Here is a 16,243-nt window from a genome sequence, read left to right on the forward strand (position 1 = left end):
GAAATGAAAAAAATAGGATTAGGTATCATTTTGTTTCTTTTTTGTTTTTGTATATCTGTCAAGGCATCTGAAATAACAGATATAGGAAATGAACAGAAAAAAGTGGAGGAGAATATATTAGAAACATTTGATTTTCGAGATGTAAATCAAGTACTGCGGGATATTTTGCCAAAAGAAAAGTTGGATTTTAGAAAAACGGTATGTGCAATCATAAAAGGTGATATGAAAATTTCTGTAAAATTATTGGAAAAACTTGTTTCAGAGAAGCTGCTATATGAGTTTAGAGAAAACAAAAAAACGATAGTACATATCTTGATTCTTGCTATTATTGCTGCAATTTTTACAAATTTTTCAAATGTATTTCAAAATAAGCAAATTGGAGAAATTAGTTTTTATGTGTTGTATCTTTTGCTAATTACGATTTGTTTAAGTACTTTCCAAATTCTTATTGACGCAGTAGGAGGTAATTTAGAAAAATTAACAGCATTTATGCGTGTTTTAGGGCCACTTTATTTTTTGGCAGTTGCCATTTCAACAGGAAGTGGAACATCTATTATTTTTTATAATTTACTTTTATTTTTAATTTATATTGTTGAATTACTTATTTTGAATTTTTTACTTCCACTTTTGCATATTTATATGGTAATTAGGGTGTTGAATAATCTTTCTTCAGAGGAGTATTTATCTAAATTTGCTGAGCTAATTGAATTTATTGTAACATGGACATTGAAGACGCTTCTTGCAGCGATTGTTGGATTGAATGTAATACAAGGATTGATAAGTCCAGCAATAGACACTTTGAAGAGGGGCGTATTGACAAAAAGTGTAGAAGCAATTCCTGCGATTGGAGATGCATTGGGAGGAACGGCAGAAATTGTTTTGGGGACAGCGGTTTTAGTGAAAAATGGTATAGGAGTAACAGGGGCAGTTATTTGTATTGCTATTTGTATTGTTCCGCTTTTGCAAATGTTTGTTATGACTTTTTTGTATAAACTGGTTTCTGCATTGATACAACCTATTTCAGATAAAAGGATTGTTGGATGTGTTTCTAGTATGGGAGAGGGATGTCAAATTCTTTTACGAGTCATTTTTACAACGGGAATGTTATTTTTTTTGACAATTGCTATTGTTACAGCAACAACGACTTAGGAGGGGAGAAATGTTTGTTTTTTTATATGAATGGATTAGAAATATTGCGTTTTATTTGGTGATAATTACGGCGATTATTCAAATTCTTCCAAATGATACTTATAAAAAATATATTCATTTTTTTACAGGTTTAGTTTTGATTTTGCTTTTAATGACTCCAATACTAAAAATATTAGGAATGGAAAATTTGTCAGATCCTTTATGGAAGAAGGAAGGATTAAAATTAAAGATGGAAGAAATTAATAAAGAAAAAGAATATTTGCAAGGAGAACGTATAGAAGTGGAGGATATAAAGATTGGTGGAGCGAATAAATGAAATTTTATCTAAAAAACATCAGTGGCTTATTGTACTTCTTGTAGGTATATTACTTATGGTAATTGCAATTCCTTCAGAAAAGAAAAAGGATAGACAGGAACCAATAGAAAAAGTGTCTGAAAAAACTACTATTTCGTCTTATACAACAAAATTGGAAACAAGATTAGAAAAAGTATTGGGACAGGTGGTTGGAGTGGGAAAAACAAAAGTGATGATTACATTAAAGTCTACTGCGGAAAAAGTAATTGAGAAGGACAATGAAAATACGGATCAGTCTATAGAGGAAGAAGATGCGCAAGGAGGAAAAAGAAAAACAAAAGATTATAATAAAAAAGAAACAACAATTTATGAAGGGGGGAATGAAGAGCAGAAACCATATGTAAAAAAAGAAATGACACCAGAGATAGAAGGAATTATTGTGATTGCAGAAGGTGGTGGGAATCCAACGATTGTTAAAAATATTACTGAAGCAGTTTTGGCATTATTTGATGTAAACACACATAAAATTAAGATAATGAAAATGAATCAAAGAAAATAGGAGGAATATTTTGAAACGTCTATTTAAGAAAAATCAAATTATTATTACGACATTGGCAATTATGATTGCAATAGCAGGATATTTAAATTATTCTGGTAAAAGTTTTGGGGAGAATTCTGTACAGGAAACAAATGGAGAACTTTCAAACAAAGATTTACTAGATATTTCAGAAGAATCAACAGGAGATATCGAAAGTCATGATGGAGAAGTAGCAGATGGAAGCGTAGATGGAACTCCAGGAGAAGCAGTTTTGACTAGTGGAGTTGTAGCAGAAGCAAAAGTGACAAGAGAACAAGTAAGAGCGAAAAACAAAGAAACTTTGCAAGGGATTATTGATAATAAAAATATAAGTGAAGAACAAAAGAAAGATGCTGTTGCTCAAATGGTAGAAATGACTGAACTTGCAGAAAAAGAGGCGGCAGTAGAAACATTATTAGCCTCAAAAGGATTTAAAGAGGCGGTGGTAAGTTTAACTAAAGATTCAGCGGATATTGTTGTTGGAAAATCAGAATTAACAGATGCAAATAGAGCGCAAATAGAGGATATAGTAACGAGAAAGACAGATGTTGCTCCAGCGAATATCGTTATCACTCCTATTAAAGAGAAAAAATAGTTTATCCTTGAAAAAAGTAACAAAAGAGGGTATCATAAAGACTGCGATTGTGAAAAGAGGAGAATACAAATGTCAAATAGAATAAATGAAATAAAAAAACGAAGAACTTTTGCGATTATTTCGCATCCGGATGCGGGAAAGACAACTTTAACAGAGAAATTTTTATTGTATGGAGGAGCGATTAATCAAGCAGGTTCAGTAAAAGGAAAAGCGACAGCAAAACATGCGGTATCAGACTGGATGGAGATAGAAAAGGAAAGAGGTATTTCGGTAACTTCATCAGTGCTTCAGTTTAATTATGATGATTATTGTATCAATATTTTGGATACACCTGGACACCAAGACTTTTCGGAAGATACATACCGTACATTAATGGCAGCAGATTCAGCAGTTATGGTTATTGATGCATCAAAAGGTGTCGAAGCACAGACAAGAAAATTATTTAAAGTATGTGTAATGCGTCATATTCCAATTTTTACGTTTATTAATAAGATGGATAGAGAAGCTAGGGATACATTTGAATTGTTAGATGATATAGAGAAAGAATTGGGAATAGCAACTTGTCCGATTAATTGGCCAATTGGGTCTGGAAAGGAATTTAAAGGGGTATTTGATAGAGAACATAGAGAGATTGAATTGTTTTCAGATACAAAAAAAGGAACAAGTATAGGAGAAGTGAAGAAAGTTGCATTAAATGATCCTTGTGTGGAAACATTAATTAGTGAGGATCAGAGAATGCAGTTGGAAGAAGAAATTGAGTTATTAGATGGAGCAAGTGCTGAATTTGATCAAGAATTAGTAAATAAAGGGGAACTTTCACCAGTATTTTTTGGTTCGGCATTGACAAATTTTGGTGTGGAAACATTTCTACAGCATTTTTTAGCAATGACATCATCACCTTTGCCAAGAAAATCTGATGAAGGGGAAATTGACCCTATTAAAGAAGAAGATTTTTCAGCATTTGTTTTCAAAATTCAAGCGAATATGAATAAAGCCCATCGAGATAGAATTGCTTTTATGCGAATTTGTTCTGGAGAATTTGATGCTGGTATGGAAGTGTTTCATATACAAGGTGGTAAAAAAGTTCGTTTATCACAACCACAGCAAATGATGGCAAGTGAAAGAAAAATGGTAGAAAAAGCATATGGTGGAGATATTATCGGTGTGTTTGATCCTGGAATTTTTTCTATTGGAGACACGCTTACAACGTCACCTAGAAAATTTGCTTATGAAGGTATCCCAACATTTGCGCCGGAACATTTTGCAAGAGTACGTCAGGTGGATACAATGAAAAGAAAACAGTTTATTAAAGGAATTAATCAGATTGCGCAAGAAGGAGCAATTCAGATTTTTCAAGAATACAACACGGGCATGGAGGAGATTATCGTTGGTGTTGTAGGTGAACTGCAATTTGATGTATTAAAATATCGTCTAGAAAATGAATATAATGTAGAAATAAGAATGGAAAGACTTCCATATGAACATATTCGTTGGATTGAAAATGAAGAATTGGATTTAGATAGACTTGTTGGAACTTCAGATATGAAGAAAATTAAAGATCTAAAAGATAGACCGTTGTTATTATTTGTACACAGTTGGAGTATTCGTATGACAGAAGAACGAAATGAAGGATTAAAATTATCTGAGTTTGGACGTTCTTAAACTTTGTCTTTGCAAACTGTAGTAAATTTGTTATAATAACAAGAGATAACAAACCAGTTAGGAGGTTTAAGATATGGGAAAAGAAGAAAGAAATGCTTATACGATACAATCAGATGAAAATTTAGGAGAAGTAAAAATTGCTGACGAAGTAGTGGCAATTATTGCGGGATTAGCAGCAATGGAAGTGGACGGAGTTGCTTCTATGGCAGGTAATGCAACAAGAGATCTTATTGGCAAACTTGGAATGAAAACACTGTCTAAAGGTGTTAAAGTGGACGTGTTAGAAGGGATTGTTACTGTTTGCATGAACTTGAATTTAAAATACGGATATAGCATCAAAGAAATTTCAGGAAGAGTACAGGAAAAAGTGAAGACTGCAATTGAGAATATGACAGGACTTACCGTGGCGGACGTGAATATTCGTATTGCAGGAGTGGAAATGGATACACAGTAAACGCGAAAGGAAAACAGTTTTTCTGTTTTCCTTTTTTAATAAGTATTCAGCATTGGATTTCCTTATAAAATGTAGTATAATATACGAATTAGAAAGATACTAAATGAAGAAGATGATAGAGAGGATAAAAAATGGGAAGAACAGAATTAAGACAGCATATTTTTAAAATGCTATTTTTAATAGAATTTAATGGGAAAGATGAGATGTCCGAACAGATAGAACTTTATTTAGAGAATATAGAAGATTTGTCGGAGAAAGACAGAGCATATATAGAGAATAAGTATCAGCTAATTGTAGAGAAAGTAGAAGAAATTGATCAACTTTTGAATGAAAACACAACAGGCTGGAAAACGACTAGAATGAATAAGGTAGATTTAACAATTCTTCGTCTTGCAACATATGAAATTAAGTGGGATGAAGATGTTCCGGTAGGAGTTGCTATTAACGAGGCGGTTGAACTTGCTAAGAAGTACAGCAGTGAAGAAGGGGCTTCTTTTGTAAATGGTGTACTTGGGAAATTAGTAAATTAGGAGTAGTCCAATGCGTAATGTATATTCGGTTAAACAAGTCAATTCATATATCAAAAATATGTTTACACAGGACTTTATGTTAAACCGTATTTATGTAAAAGGGGAAGTATCCAATTGTAAATATCATACATCGGGTCATATCTATTTTTCTTTAAAAGATGAGTCCGGAACGTTAGCCTGCATTATGTTTGCAGGACAACGGGCGGGGCTTACTTTTCGTATGCGAGAAGGTCAGCAAGTCGTCGTTCTGGGCAATATCACAACTTATGAAAGAGATGGAAAATATCAGCTTTATGCCAGAGAAATTATTCTAGATGGTGCAGGGCTATTATATGAGAAATTTGAAACATTAAAAAGGGAATTAGAAGAAATGGGTATGTTTGCCCAAGAATATAAGCAGCCTATTCCCTTTTATGCAAAAAGAATAGGAATTGTTACCGCACCTACAGGGGCAGCAATACAAGATATTATGAATATTGCATCAAGAAGGAATCCTTATGTACAATTGATTTTGTATCCAGCCTTAGTACAAGGAAAAGATGCACCTGAAAGTATTGTAAAGGGGATTAAAATATTAGAAGAAAAGCAAGTGGACTTGATGATTGTCGGTAGAGGAGGCGGTTCGATAGAAGATTTGTGGGCGTTTAATGAAGAAAGTGTAGCTAGAGCAATTTTTGATTGTTCTATTCCTATTATTTCAGCAGTAGGCCATGAGACAGATACAACAATTGCAGATTATGTAGCGGATTTGAGAGCACCAACACCTTCTGCAGCTGCAGAACTTGCTGTTACAGAGTACAGCCAGTTAAAAGAAAAGATGTATGATTGTGAGATACAATTGAAAAGAAATTTAAGACAAGTTATTATTAGAAAACGTACATTTCTTAAGCAGTATGAAATTCGGATGAAGTATTTACAACCATATAATCGATTGCGCGAGCAAAAACAACGTTTAATTGGTATGGAAGAAAAAATTCGTATTCTTATGGAAAAAAAGCTAGAAAGAGCAAAGTATGAATTTTCTGTGCGTTTAGAAAGTATGAAAGCACTATCCCCTTTAGAAAAATTGAGCAAAGGATTTGGCTATATAACTCGAAAAGATGGAACGGCGATTAAAAGTGTAAAACAAGTAAAAATAAATGATACACTAAAAATAGAGTTAAAAGATGGAACGGTTTATACAAAAGTGATAGATAGAATTAAGGAGGAAGAAAATGGAAGAGAAGACACTGGAGGAAGTGTTTAACCAACTGGATACGGTTATAAAGGATATGGAAAGAGAAGACATTTCTTTAGAGGATTCTTTTCAGCTGTATCATAAAGGTATGCAGATGCTAAAAATATGTAACGAAAAGATAGACGCGGTTGAGAAAAAAATGTTGATTTTGGACGGAGAAGGAGCAGAACATGAATTTTAATGAGTTAAGAGAAGCGAAAGTAGCGGAAATAGAAGGTGTTCTGAAAAAATATTTGCCAAACGCATCAGGACATCAAAAAAAGATTATGGAGGCAATGGAATATAATCTTATGGCAGGTGGGAAAAGAGTGCGTCCTATGCTAATGAAAGAAACATATGAAATGTTTGGTGGAACGGAAGAGATTATAGAACCGTTTATGGTAGCAATAGAAATGATTCATACATATTCTCTTATTCATGATGATCTTCCAGCCATGGATAATGATGATTATAGAAGAGGAAGAAAGACAACGCATATTGTTTATGGGGAAGCTATGGGAATATTAGCAGGAGATGCGTTACTAAATTATGCCTTTGAAACCGCCTCAAAAGCATTTGATATGAAGAAGGAAGATAGTTATTTAATTGGAAAAGCACTTCAGATTCTCGGAAAGAAATCGGGGATTTATGGGATGATAGGTGGTCAAGTAGTTGATGTAACGGCAGCGGGAACAAGAGTAGATAAAGATGTGCTAGATTTTATCTATGATTTAAAAACAAGTGCGCTAATAGAAGCTTCGATGATGATAGGGGCGATTTTAGCAGGTGCTACAGAAAAAGAAGTGATGATTGTTGAGAATTCAGCAAAAAAAGTTGGGCTTGCATTTCAGATTCAGGATGATATTTTAGATGTAATAAGTACAGAAGAAGTGCTTGGTAAACCAATTCGTAGCGACGAAAAAAATGAAAAAACTACTTATGTGACATTAGAAGGATTTGAAAAAGCGAAAGAGCAGGTTGAAAAACTTTCGATAGAGGCGATTACGATGCTACAAGGATTGAACAGGGAGAATCTATATTTAATAGCTCTTTTGGAGAAATTGATTTACAGAGAAAAATAAAGGAGTACATATATGGTACTAGAACGAATTCAAAAAGAAAATGATATCAAAAAACTGAATGAACAGGAACTTTTTGTTTTAGCAGATGAAATTCGTACATTTTTAATTGAAAAGATAAGTGTGACTGGAGGACACCTTGCTTCTAACTTAGGGGTAGTTGAACTTACAATGGCAATGCACCTTGCATTTGAACTTCCGCAAGATAGAATGATTTGGGATGTTGGGCATCAAGCGTATACGCATAAGTTGTTAACGGGAAGAAAAGCAGGATTTGATGACTTGCGTAAACATGGAGGCATGAGTGGATTTCCAAAAAGAAAGGAAAGTGACTGTGATGCGTTTGATACAGGACATAGTTCTACATCTATATCAGCAGGACTAGGTTATGTAGAGGCAAGAGAGATTTTGGGAGAGAAACATCATGTGATTTCAGTAATAGGTGATGGTTCTCTTACTGGAGGAATGGCATATGAGGCCTTAAATAATGCTTCACATTTAAACAGTAACTTTATTATTGTTCTCAATGATAATAATATGTCTATTTCGAAAAATGTAGGTGGAATGTCTAAGTACTTGGATGGTCTTCGAACAGCTGATGCTTACACAGGACTTAAGAAGGGGGTTGAATCAACATTAAGACAGATTCCAGTAGCTGGTAAACCGTTAGTTTCACATTTAAAGAAAACGAAAAGTAGTATCAAACAACTTTTTGTGCCAGGAATGTTTTTTGAAGATATGGGAATTACTTATCTTGGTCCGATCGATGGACATGATGTGAAAGCTTTATATAGAACATTTATGGAAGCAAAAAAATTAAATAATGCTGTATTAGTACATGTTATTACTAAAAAAGGAAAAGGATATCTTCCAGCTGAAGAATTTCCATCCAAGTTTCATGGAACCGGTCCATTTGCAATTGAAACAGGGGAAGCATTGGCTAAAAAAGAGAAGGACACATATACAGATGTTTTTGGAAAAGTAATGTGTGATTTAGCAGCAAAAGATGATAAAATTGTAGCAATTACAGCAGCAATGTCAGATGGGACAGGCCTTGCAGAATTTGCTAAAAGATACAAAAAAAGATTTTTTGATGTAGGGATTGCAGAAGAGCATGCGGTTACATTTGCGGCAGGTTTGGCAGCCGGTGGGTTAAAACCAGTGTTTGCGGTATATTCGTCTTTTTTGCAAAGAGCATATGATCAAGTGATACATGATGTTGCATTACAGAATTTACCTGTTGTATTTGCGGTAGACCGAGCTGGTATTGTAGGAAATGATGGTGAGACACATCAAGGAATTTTTGATTTATCATTTTTGTCAAGTATTCCGAATATGACAATTATTTCTCCAAAAAATCGTTGGGAATTGGCAGATATGATTCGTTATGCAATTAGCTATGAAGCACCAATAGCAATTCGTTATCCAAGAGGCAATGCGTATATGGGATTAAAAGAATATCGGAAACCGATTAAGTTTCAAACAAGTGAAACTATTTACGAAGAGGATGGAATTGCTTTATTTTCTGTCGGACATATGATGGAAGTTGCAGAAAAGGTAAGAGAGAAATTAAAAGAAATTGGTTATAATTGTAGTTTGATCAATAGTAGATTTGTAAAACCAATTGATGAAAATATTTTGGAAGAAATGGCAAAAGAACATACATTGTTTGTGACTATCGAAGAGAACGTTTTATCGGGTGGTTATGGAGAAAAAGTGCAAGATTATGTTATGCAACATCATCTTGCAGTGGATGTACTGAAGATAGGAGTTCCTGATGAATATGTGGAACATGGAAACATTGATGTTTTAAGAAAAGAAATTATGTTAGATGATGAATCTATTGTGAAACAAATTATTGCACAATATATTGGGAGATAAAAAATGAAAGAACGTTTAGATGTATTACTGGTAAAAAGAAATTTAGTAGAATCTAGAGAAAAGGCGAAAGCGATTATTATGTCTGGAAACGTATTTGTGGAAGGAGAACGAGAGGATAAGGCAGGAACAACTTTTTCTGATGAAGTGCAGATTGAAATCAAAGGCCACACACTTCCATATGTAAGTCGTGGGGGACTGAAATTAGAAAAAGCGGTTGCAAATTTTGATGTAAATTTGGATGGAAAAGTATGTACAGATGTTGGCTCTTCAACAGGTGGATTTACAGATTGTATGCTCCAAAATGGTGCAAGAAAAGTTTTTGCTATTGATGTAGGAAGAGGACAGTTAGCATGGAAATTGCGTCAAGACGATAGAGTTGTCTGTATGGAAAAAACAAATATTCGATATGTGACACCAGAAGATTTAGGTGAAGAAATTGATTTTTCTTCAATTGACGTTTCCTTTATTTCTTTAACAAAAGTATTATTACCAATTCGTAACTATTTGAAATCGAATGGTCAAATTGTAGCGTTAATCAAACCACAATTTGAAGCTGGAAGAGAGAAAGTTGGGAAAAAAGGAGTTGTACGGGAAAAGAGTACTCATCATGAAGTGATTGAAAAAGTTGTATCTTATGCAGTTTCGATTGGATTTAAAGTATTAAATATTGAATTTTCACCAATTAAAGGTCCAGAAGGGAATATTGAATATTTGCTTCATATTCAAAAAACAGACACAATTGGAACATTAGAAAATGTTGAAGTGGATCTAAAAAGTGTTGTAGATAATGCGTTTGATACATTAGCAAAATAAGGGCGTGTAAAGTCATGGATAAATTTTATGTTATTACAAATCATACTAAAGATGAAAAGTATGAAGTTACAAAGGCAATCAAAAAATACATAGAAGAAAATGGAAAGAAATGTATTTTGGAAAGTGAACAACCAATTCCAAATGATACAGAAGGTGTACTTGTAATCGGTGGTGATGGAACACTTATACAGGCTGCAAGGGAACTTTTAGGTAAAAATGTAAAACTTATTGGTATTAATTTAGGTACACTTGGATATTTGACAGAAATTGAAATGCAGACAATTTATCCTGCGTTGGATCGTTTGTTTGCTGACGAGTATACAGTAGAAGAGAGAATGATGTTGAAAGGAAGTCTACCAAATGGTGTAGAGAATGTGGCGTTAAATGATATTGTTGTCACACGGTATGGGTCTTTACGCTTGATTTCTTTTCGTGTGTATGTAAACGGAGAATTATTAAACACATATCAAGCAGATGGAATGATTGTTTCTACGCCAACAGGTTCTACAGCCTATAATCTGTCAGCAGGAGGACCAGTGGTAGAACCGACAGCATCCATACTGATACTTACTCCTATTTGCTCTCATGCGCTAAATACAAGTAGTATTATTTTATCTGTGGAAGATGAAATTGTAATCGAAATGGGAAGTAGAAGAGAAAATGAGGAAGATGAGTCGGTTGTTGCCTTTGATGGAACCGATATATTAAAAATACGCACAGGGGACAAGATCGTAATAAAAAAAGCAAATGAAACAATGAAACTAATGAAAATAAATCGAGTGAGTTTTTTGGAAACACTTAGAAGAAAAATGAAAGGAAACTAACTAAAATGAAAGTAAACAGACATGCAAAAATCGTAGAACTAATTCATAAGTATGATATTGAGACACAAGAAGAATTGGCAGATTATTTAAATGAAGCTGGATTTCAAGTAACACAGGCAACAGTTTCCAGAGATATTAGAGATTTGAGATTGACAAAGGTACCAACAAGTACTGGAAAACAGAAATATATTGTCCTTCGTACTCCAGATGAAGATTTAAAAGATAAATATCGTAGAGTCTTGCAAGATGGATATTTATCTATGGATAAAGCACAGAATATTCTTGTCATAAAAACGGTTCCTGGAATGGCTATGGCTGTTGCAGCGGCATTAGATGCTATGAAATGGCATGAAGTTGTAGGATGTATAGCGGGAGATGATACGATTATGTGTGCAATACGAAATGAAGAAGTAACCACAGAGGTTATGGAAAAAATCAGCAAAATTGTTTTTCAATAGGAGAAAAGAATGCTACAAAACTTACATATAAAAAATCTCGCACTGATTGATGAGATTGAAGTTGATTTTGAAAAAGGTTTAAATATACTAACTGGGGAAACAGGAGCTGGAAAGTCTATTATTTTAGGTTCAATTCATTTGGCGCTAGGCGGAAAGTATAATGCAGACATGTTAAGAAAAGGCGCTTCATATGGATTAGTGGAGCTTACTTTTCGGATAGAAAAAGAAGAAATAAAAAAGGCTTTGGAAAAATTGGACATATTTCCAGAAGAAAATGAAGTTGTATTTAGTCGCAAACTAATGGAAGGACGAAGTGTTAGTAGAATTAATGGAGAAACGGTTTCTATAAACAAAGTAAAAGAAGCTGCAAGTATATTAATTGATATTCATGGACAACATGAACATCAGTCTTTATTATATAAGAAAAATCATTTGGATATATTAGATGCTTTTGCAAAAGAACAAATTTCGGAAATGAAGACGCAAGTAAAGGAAAAATATACAATTTATAAAAAAATAAAAGAGGAACTGAAGCAAGCAAAGATTGACGAGACAGATAGAGAAAAAGAGATAGATTTTATTCAGTTTGAAGTAAACCAAATTCGTGAGGCAAATTTTAAATTTGGTGAGGATAAAGATTTAGAAGAGCAATATAAAAAAATGATCAATAGTAAAAGGATTGTGGAAAATCTAGAAGAAGTTTCCGGGTATATGGGGGAATATGGTGGAAATGGAATTGGTGATATGTTAAATAGAGCTATCCGCTGTATAGGAGAAATTTCTCATATGGATCATTCCATCAGTGCTTTACATGGACAACTTTCAGACGTAGATAATTTGTTAAATGATTTTAATCGAGAACTTTCAGAATATAGACATACGCTAGAATTTTCTGAGGAAGAATTTTATGAAACAGAAACAAGGCTAAATGAAATAAATAGATTAAAAGCAAAATATGGACAAACTATAGAAGAAATTCTTTCCTATTGTGAGGAAAAAGAAGAACGCTTGGAGAAATTAAATGATTATGATGCCTATGTAGAACAATTACAAAAAAAATATTGTGTAGCAGAAGAAAACTTAAAAGAGGTAACAAAACAATTATCAGAAGGGCGAAAAAAAGCAGCAATTTTATTAAAAGATGTTATTAAAGAAGGACTTTTAGAATTAAATTTTTTGGAAGTACAGTTTGAAATTTCTTTTAATCAATTGGAAGAGTTTACTGCAAATGGAAAAGATGAGATTGAATTTTTGATTTCCATGAATCCAGGGGAATTAGTAAAACCTTTAGGTGAAGTGGCATCTGGTGGTGAGTTATCTAGAATTATGCTTGCAATCAAAACAGTTCTTGCCGATAAAGATGCAATAGAGACATTGATATTTGATGAGATAGATGTGGGAATAAGTGGTCGCACAGCACAGAAAGTTTCTGAAAAAATGTGTGTTATTGGGCGAAAGCATCAAGTTATTTGTATTACACATCTAGCACAAATTGCAGCTATGGCAGACGCACATTTTGCTATTGAGAAAAAGGTAAATGATGGGAAGACGAAAACGGAAATTAGTAAACTCAATGAAGAGCAATCAATACAGGAATTAGCCAGAATTCTTGGAGGGGCTCAAATTACAGATAAAGTGATTGAAAATGCGATAGAGATGAAAAACCTTGCTTTAAATGTAAAATAATGCCAGTGTAAAATGAATATAGATTCACATACTAAAACAGATATCCTTTTGGATATCTGTTTTTATATTATTTTTGGGAGGTATAAGTGGTGAGAAAATATTGGTATCGTAGATATCTAGTCATTGCTCTTGTATTTATGATAACTATAGAAGGAGGAATGTTACTTAAAGAACAGGAGCGAAAACAAAAAGTAAGTGTAGAATCTATATCTGATGATTTACTTATTCCGGGTGGGATTCCTGTGGGAATTTATATGGAAACAGCGGGAGTTATGGTGTTGGGAACAGAAAAAATAAAATCGGTTGATGGTGGAAATTATGAGCCTGCGAAAAGGTTAGTTAGAAAAGGTGATTATATTCAAGAGATAGATGGAGTGAAGGTGAAAAACAAAAAAGAACTTCTGAATCAAATGTCACACTTAAACCCTTCAGGAACAGTTTTAAAATTAAGACGAGGAAAAGAAAATGTGTCTGTAAAAGTTCATCCAATAAAATGCAAGGGAAAATCTTATAAATTGGGTATATGGATTAGAGATAATACACAAGGACTTGGAACAATCACGTTTTTAAATAAAAATAGTGAATTTGGAGCACTTGGACACGGAATACATGATATAGATACAGGAAAACTTTTGCAGATGTCTACAGGAAGGCTTTATGAAACAAGTATTCAAGATATAAAAAAGGGCGTGCATGGTGAACCGGGTGGAATGGAAGGCCTTATTGTTTACAATCAGTATAATGTCTTAGGAAGTATTGAGAAAAATACGGAAGAAGGAATATATGGGAAAATGGATGTGATTCCTATGGAGTTGATGAAACAACAACCGTTGCGATTTGGAAAAAAAGAAGAGATTAAGGAAGGGGATGCGAAAATTAAATGTTCAGTTGATGGAAAGTTAAAAGAATATGCTGTGCGTATCACTAAAGTGGATTTGCATGAGAGAGAAGTAAATAAAGGGATTGTTCTTGAAGTGACTGATAAAGAACTGTTGAAAAAAACAGGTGGGATAGTACAGGGGATGTCGGGTAGCCCAATTATTCAGGACGGGAAACTGGTGGGAGCAGTTACTCATGTTCTAGTGAATGACCCAACAAGGGGATACGGTATTTTTATTGAGAATATGTTGGACGCAGCGGCATAAAAATTGTGGCAGAGGGAATTTCCCTCTGCTTCTTTTTCGCTTGATGTGGTATAATTGTGATAGAGAAATCACATTTTAGTGAACAGATAAAATGTAGAAGGTAGGTGGATTAGAATAAAACTATGGAGTATTCAGCATCAGTCTGCTTACAATCAACTTCAAAGAGAGGGTGTTCTTCATGCTAATGAAAACCATCTCTTTTGTGAAGATGATTTGAGATTTGCTTATGATTGGATGGCTGAACAATTGGCACAGAAAGTTGGAAAAGCACCGAGTGGAGTACATTATCCGATTTGGGCTTGGTATCAATGGGAAGGAAGACATAAACGGCTGGATATGCGAACCCATCGCCGCTGGTATGTAAAAGGTACGCCTATTGTACTGTTAACACTTGAAATTCCAGACCAGTTTGTTTTGCTGTCAGATTATGATATGTGGCACTGCGTTCTGAATCATGGTGAAGTGAGCTTTTCTGGAGATATTGAAAAAATATATTCCGAACGAGAAATTCGGGAAAGCTGGAGCAATATTTTCAAGTGGAACCAAAAGAATGCATATTGGCCGGAGCCGAAAACAACACAAGCGGTTTTTTGGGAAGTTAGGAAAGAATGGGTTGTTCGTTCAGAATTTTTTGTATCTGGGTAAAGGGGCTATACCTAATCCGATTTAGGTAACAGTTGTTGCCTCTAATAGAAAGCGCTTGTGAGAGACAGTTCCATTATTCAGGACGGGAAACTGGTGGGAGCAGTGACCAACGTTCTAGTGAATGACCCAACAAGAGGCTACGATATTTTTATTGAGAGTATGTTGGACGCAGTGGCGTAAAGGAAAAGTGGCAGAGGAGTTCACCCTTGTCGCTTTTGAGGTTTATATGATATAATGTACTCAAACTAACATCAAGGGGGAGATATTATGCAATGGAAATACGAAGGAGATGTTACAAAACCGGTTTTGACAGCAAAAGAGAATATAGCGAGTAGCCATAATGCTACAACCATCCTTAAATTGCCGCATATAGCCATCCTCTTTTTTATGCACAGTGGAGTGGACTATTTGGTAGAAAAATATGATTGCCCATTGATTCTAAAAAAACTTCCTCGGTTCTTGCGAGGCTGCCCAGTTTATCAGTTAAATGATAATATCTGCTTTCTGGATGGTGGACGAGGTGCACCTCAGGCTGTTGATACGATAGAAACGCTTTCTGCCTTAGGTGTAAAAACAATTCTTTCTGTCGGTATGTTTGGGACATTTAGAAGTGAAGTGGCTCTTGGTGACATGATTGTTCCTGCGAAGGCTTTTGTAGAAGAAGGAACTTCCTTACACTATTATAGTTCCATTGAGTATGCGGAGCCAGATGAGCGTATCAAAGAAATTGCCGGCTCTCTCACTTCTGGGAAATCAGTACCCATCGTTTCAACAGATGGTGTATATCGACAAACATTCTATAAAGAGCAACTATGGAGAGAAAAAGGTGCTGTAGGTGTTGATATGGAAACATCGGCTGTGTTGAGTGTAAGCAAATATCTGGGAATAAAAGCAGCATCAGTTCTGATGGCTTCCGATAAACACCCGGAAAATAGCAATGCTCCTAAATGGACATGGAATGTGACACATGAAATGCGCTACAATTTATTTGAGAGGGCTAAAATGATTGCAGAGGCGGTAGAAAAAAATAGCCTCTAATTGTATGATGAAGCATTGTTACGATAAAGTTGTTGTCCCTAATAGAAATCACTCGTGAGTGGTATTCTAAATTTAGATGAATGATTTAAGTCACTATACAGTGAATAGGTATTATTTCTCTTAAATGGTACAGAATATATTGACACAGCAGAACTAGCTTGATACAATATGATTACTTTAAGTAAAGAAAGGCAGG

At 34.4% G+C, this 16,243-nt stretch carries 18 protein-coding genes and 1 pseudogene; all 19 read left to right on the forward strand.

The window, feature by feature from the left end:
- The first annotated feature begins 3 nt into the window (after positions 1-3).
- The 19 genes and pseudogenes from ACY2U7_RS02510 (at position 4) to ACY2U7_RS02600 (ending at position 16,047) form a co-directional block, all read left to right on the forward strand.
- The gene (locus tag ACY2U7_RS02510) at positions 4-1,149 is read left to right on the forward strand and encodes a stage III sporulation protein AE (RefSeq protein WP_461815795.1); all 1,146 of its coding nucleotides are present in this window, start codon (positions 4-6) and stop codon (positions 1,147-1,149) included.
- A 10-nt stretch (positions 1,150-1,159) separates the two neighbouring features.
- Entirely contained in the window at positions 1,160-1,465 is a 306-nt protein-coding gene (locus ACY2U7_RS02515) for a stage III sporulation protein AF (RefSeq protein WP_461812433.1), read from the forward strand.
- Complete coding sequence (locus tag ACY2U7_RS02520; protein WP_461812450.1) at positions 1,449-2,003, forward strand: SpoIIIAG-related protein; 555 nt, start codon at positions 1,449-1,451, stop codon at positions 2,001-2,003. Before ACY2U7_RS02515 ends, ACY2U7_RS02520 begins: the two co-directional genes overlap by 17 nt.
- A 10-nt stretch (positions 2,004-2,013) precedes the next feature.
- Positions 2,014-2,616, forward strand: coding sequence for a SpoIIIAH-like family protein (locus ACY2U7_RS02525; protein ID WP_461812434.1), 603 nt, complete (start codon positions 2,014-2,016; stop codon positions 2,614-2,616).
- A 69-nt stretch (positions 2,617-2,685) separates the two neighbouring features.
- On the forward strand, positions 2,686-4,278 hold the full coding sequence (locus tag ACY2U7_RS02530) for a peptide chain release factor 3 (protein ID WP_461812435.1): 1,593 nt from the start codon (positions 2,686-2,688) through the stop codon (positions 4,276-4,278).
- A 73-nt stretch (positions 4,279-4,351) separates the two neighbouring features.
- Positions 4,352-4,732: an Asp23/Gls24 family envelope stress response protein gene (locus ACY2U7_RS02535; protein ID WP_461815796.1), complete on the forward strand. Its 381-nt coding sequence runs from the start codon at positions 4,352-4,354 to the stop codon at positions 4,730-4,732.
- A 131-nt stretch (positions 4,733-4,863) separates the two neighbouring features.
- The gene (gene nusB / locus ACY2U7_RS02540) at positions 4,864-5,262 is read left to right on the forward strand and encodes a transcription antitermination factor NusB (protein ID WP_461812437.1); all 399 of its coding nucleotides are present in this window, start codon (positions 4,864-4,866) and stop codon (positions 5,260-5,262) included.
- 10 nt (positions 5,263-5,272) lie between these two features.
- Positions 5,273-6,508: an exodeoxyribonuclease VII large subunit gene (gene xseA, locus ACY2U7_RS02545; protein ID WP_461812438.1), complete on the forward strand. Its 1,236-nt coding sequence runs from the start codon at positions 5,273-5,275 to the stop codon at positions 6,506-6,508.
- Complete coding sequence (xseB, locus tag ACY2U7_RS02550; protein ID WP_461815797.1) at positions 6,477-6,680, forward strand: exodeoxyribonuclease VII small subunit; 204 nt, start codon at positions 6,477-6,479, stop codon at positions 6,678-6,680. Before xseA ends, xseB begins: the two co-directional genes overlap by 32 nt.
- Complete coding sequence (locus ACY2U7_RS02555; protein WP_461812440.1) at positions 6,670-7,560, forward strand: polyprenyl synthetase family protein; 891 nt, start codon at positions 6,670-6,672, stop codon at positions 7,558-7,560. Before xseB ends, ACY2U7_RS02555 begins: the two co-directional genes overlap by 11 nt.
- A gap of 12 nt (positions 7,561-7,572) precedes the next feature.
- A complete protein-coding gene (dxs, locus tag ACY2U7_RS02560; protein ID WP_461812441.1) occupies positions 7,573-9,438 on the forward strand; it encodes a 1-deoxy-D-xylulose-5-phosphate synthase in 1,866 nt (621 codons plus the stop codon).
- Positions 9,439-9,441: 3 nt separating this feature from the next.
- The gene (locus ACY2U7_RS02565) at positions 9,442-10,251 is read left to right on the forward strand and encodes a TlyA family RNA methyltransferase (protein ID WP_461812442.1); all 810 of its coding nucleotides are present in this window, start codon (positions 9,442-9,444) and stop codon (positions 10,249-10,251) included.
- Positions 10,252-10,265: 14 nt separating this feature from the next.
- Complete coding sequence (locus tag ACY2U7_RS02570) at positions 10,266-11,075, forward strand: NAD(+)/NADH kinase (protein ID WP_461812443.1); 810 nt, start codon at positions 10,266-10,268, stop codon at positions 11,073-11,075.
- Between the two features lie 5 nt (positions 11,076-11,080).
- Entirely contained in the window at positions 11,081-11,533 is a 453-nt protein-coding gene (gene argR, locus ACY2U7_RS02575) for an arginine repressor (RefSeq protein ID WP_461812444.1), read from the forward strand.
- 9 nt (positions 11,534-11,542) lie between these two features.
- Entirely contained in the window at positions 11,543-13,219 is a 1,677-nt protein-coding gene (gene recN / locus ACY2U7_RS02580) for a DNA repair protein RecN (RefSeq protein ID WP_461815798.1), read from the forward strand.
- Positions 13,220-13,308: 89 nt separating this feature from the next.
- A complete protein-coding gene (spoIVB, locus tag ACY2U7_RS02585) occupies positions 13,309-14,364 on the forward strand; it encodes a SpoIVB peptidase (protein ID WP_461815799.1) in 1,056 nt (351 codons plus the stop codon).
- 129 nt (positions 14,365-14,493) lie between these two features.
- Entirely contained in the window at positions 14,494-15,009 is a 516-nt protein-coding gene (locus ACY2U7_RS02590; RefSeq protein ID WP_461812451.1) for a DUF3841 domain-containing protein, read from the forward strand.
- A 66-nt stretch (positions 15,010-15,075) separates the two neighbouring features.
- Positions 15,076-15,189: pseudogene (locus tag ACY2U7_RS02595) on the forward strand (SpoIVB peptidase S55 domain-containing protein); the annotation flags it as partial.
- An 87-nt stretch (positions 15,190-15,276) separates the two neighbouring features.
- Positions 15,277-16,047, forward strand: a complete 771-nt coding sequence (locus tag ACY2U7_RS02600; protein WP_461815800.1) for a nucleoside phosphorylase — start codon at positions 15,277-15,279, stop codon at positions 16,045-16,047.
- The last annotated feature ends 196 nt before the right edge of the window (positions 16,048-16,243 follow it).

Origin of the sequence: Faecalimonas sp. (genome assembly GCA_029264305.1) — a bacterium.
Classification (GTDB): Bacteria; Bacillota; Clostridia; order Lachnospirales; family Lachnospiraceae; genus Faecalimonas.

What these genes read in the sequence shown, in the direction of transcription:
- ACY2U7_RS02510 (WP_461815795.1), top strand. Translation starts at nt 4, where the DNA reads ATGAAAAAAATAGGATTAGGTATCATTTTGTTTCTTTTTTGTTTTTGT.
- ACY2U7_RS02515 (WP_461812433.1), top strand. Translation starts at nt 1,160, where the DNA reads ATGTTTGTTTTTTTATATGAATGGATTAGAAATATTGCGTTTTATTTG.
- ACY2U7_RS02530 (WP_461812435.1), top strand. Translation starts at nt 2,686, where the DNA reads ATGTCAAATAGAATAAATGAAATAAAAAAACGAAGAACTTTTGCGATT.
- ACY2U7_RS02535 (WP_461815796.1), top strand. Translation starts at nt 4,352, where the DNA reads ATGGGAAAAGAAGAAAGAAATGCTTATACGATACAATCAGATGAAAAT.
- nusB (WP_461812437.1), top strand. Translation starts at nt 4,864, where the DNA reads ATGGGAAGAACAGAATTAAGACAGCATATTTTTAAAATGCTATTTTTA.
- xseA (WP_461812438.1), top strand. Translation starts at nt 5,273, where the DNA reads ATGCGTAATGTATATTCGGTTAAACAAGTCAATTCATATATCAAAAAT.
- xseB (WP_461815797.1), top strand. Translation starts at nt 6,477, where the DNA reads ATGGAAGAGAAGACACTGGAGGAAGTGTTTAACCAACTGGATACGGTT.
- ACY2U7_RS02555 (WP_461812440.1), top strand. Translation starts at nt 6,670, where the DNA reads ATGAATTTTAATGAGTTAAGAGAAGCGAAAGTAGCGGAAATAGAAGGT.
- dxs (WP_461812441.1), top strand. Translation starts at nt 7,573, where the DNA reads ATGGTACTAGAACGAATTCAAAAAGAAAATGATATCAAAAAACTGAAT.
- ACY2U7_RS02565 (WP_461812442.1), top strand. Translation starts at nt 9,442, where the DNA reads ATGAAAGAACGTTTAGATGTATTACTGGTAAAAAGAAATTTAGTAGAA.
- ACY2U7_RS02570 (WP_461812443.1), top strand. Translation starts at nt 10,266, where the DNA reads ATGGATAAATTTTATGTTATTACAAATCATACTAAAGATGAAAAGTAT.
- argR (WP_461812444.1), top strand. Translation starts at nt 11,081, where the DNA reads ATGAAAGTAAACAGACATGCAAAAATCGTAGAACTAATTCATAAGTAT.
- recN (WP_461815798.1), top strand. Translation starts at nt 11,543, where the DNA reads ATGCTACAAAACTTACATATAAAAAATCTCGCACTGATTGATGAGATT.
- ACY2U7_RS02600 (WP_461815800.1), top strand. Translation starts at nt 15,277, where the DNA reads ATGCAATGGAAATACGAAGGAGATGTTACAAAACCGGTTTTGACAGCA.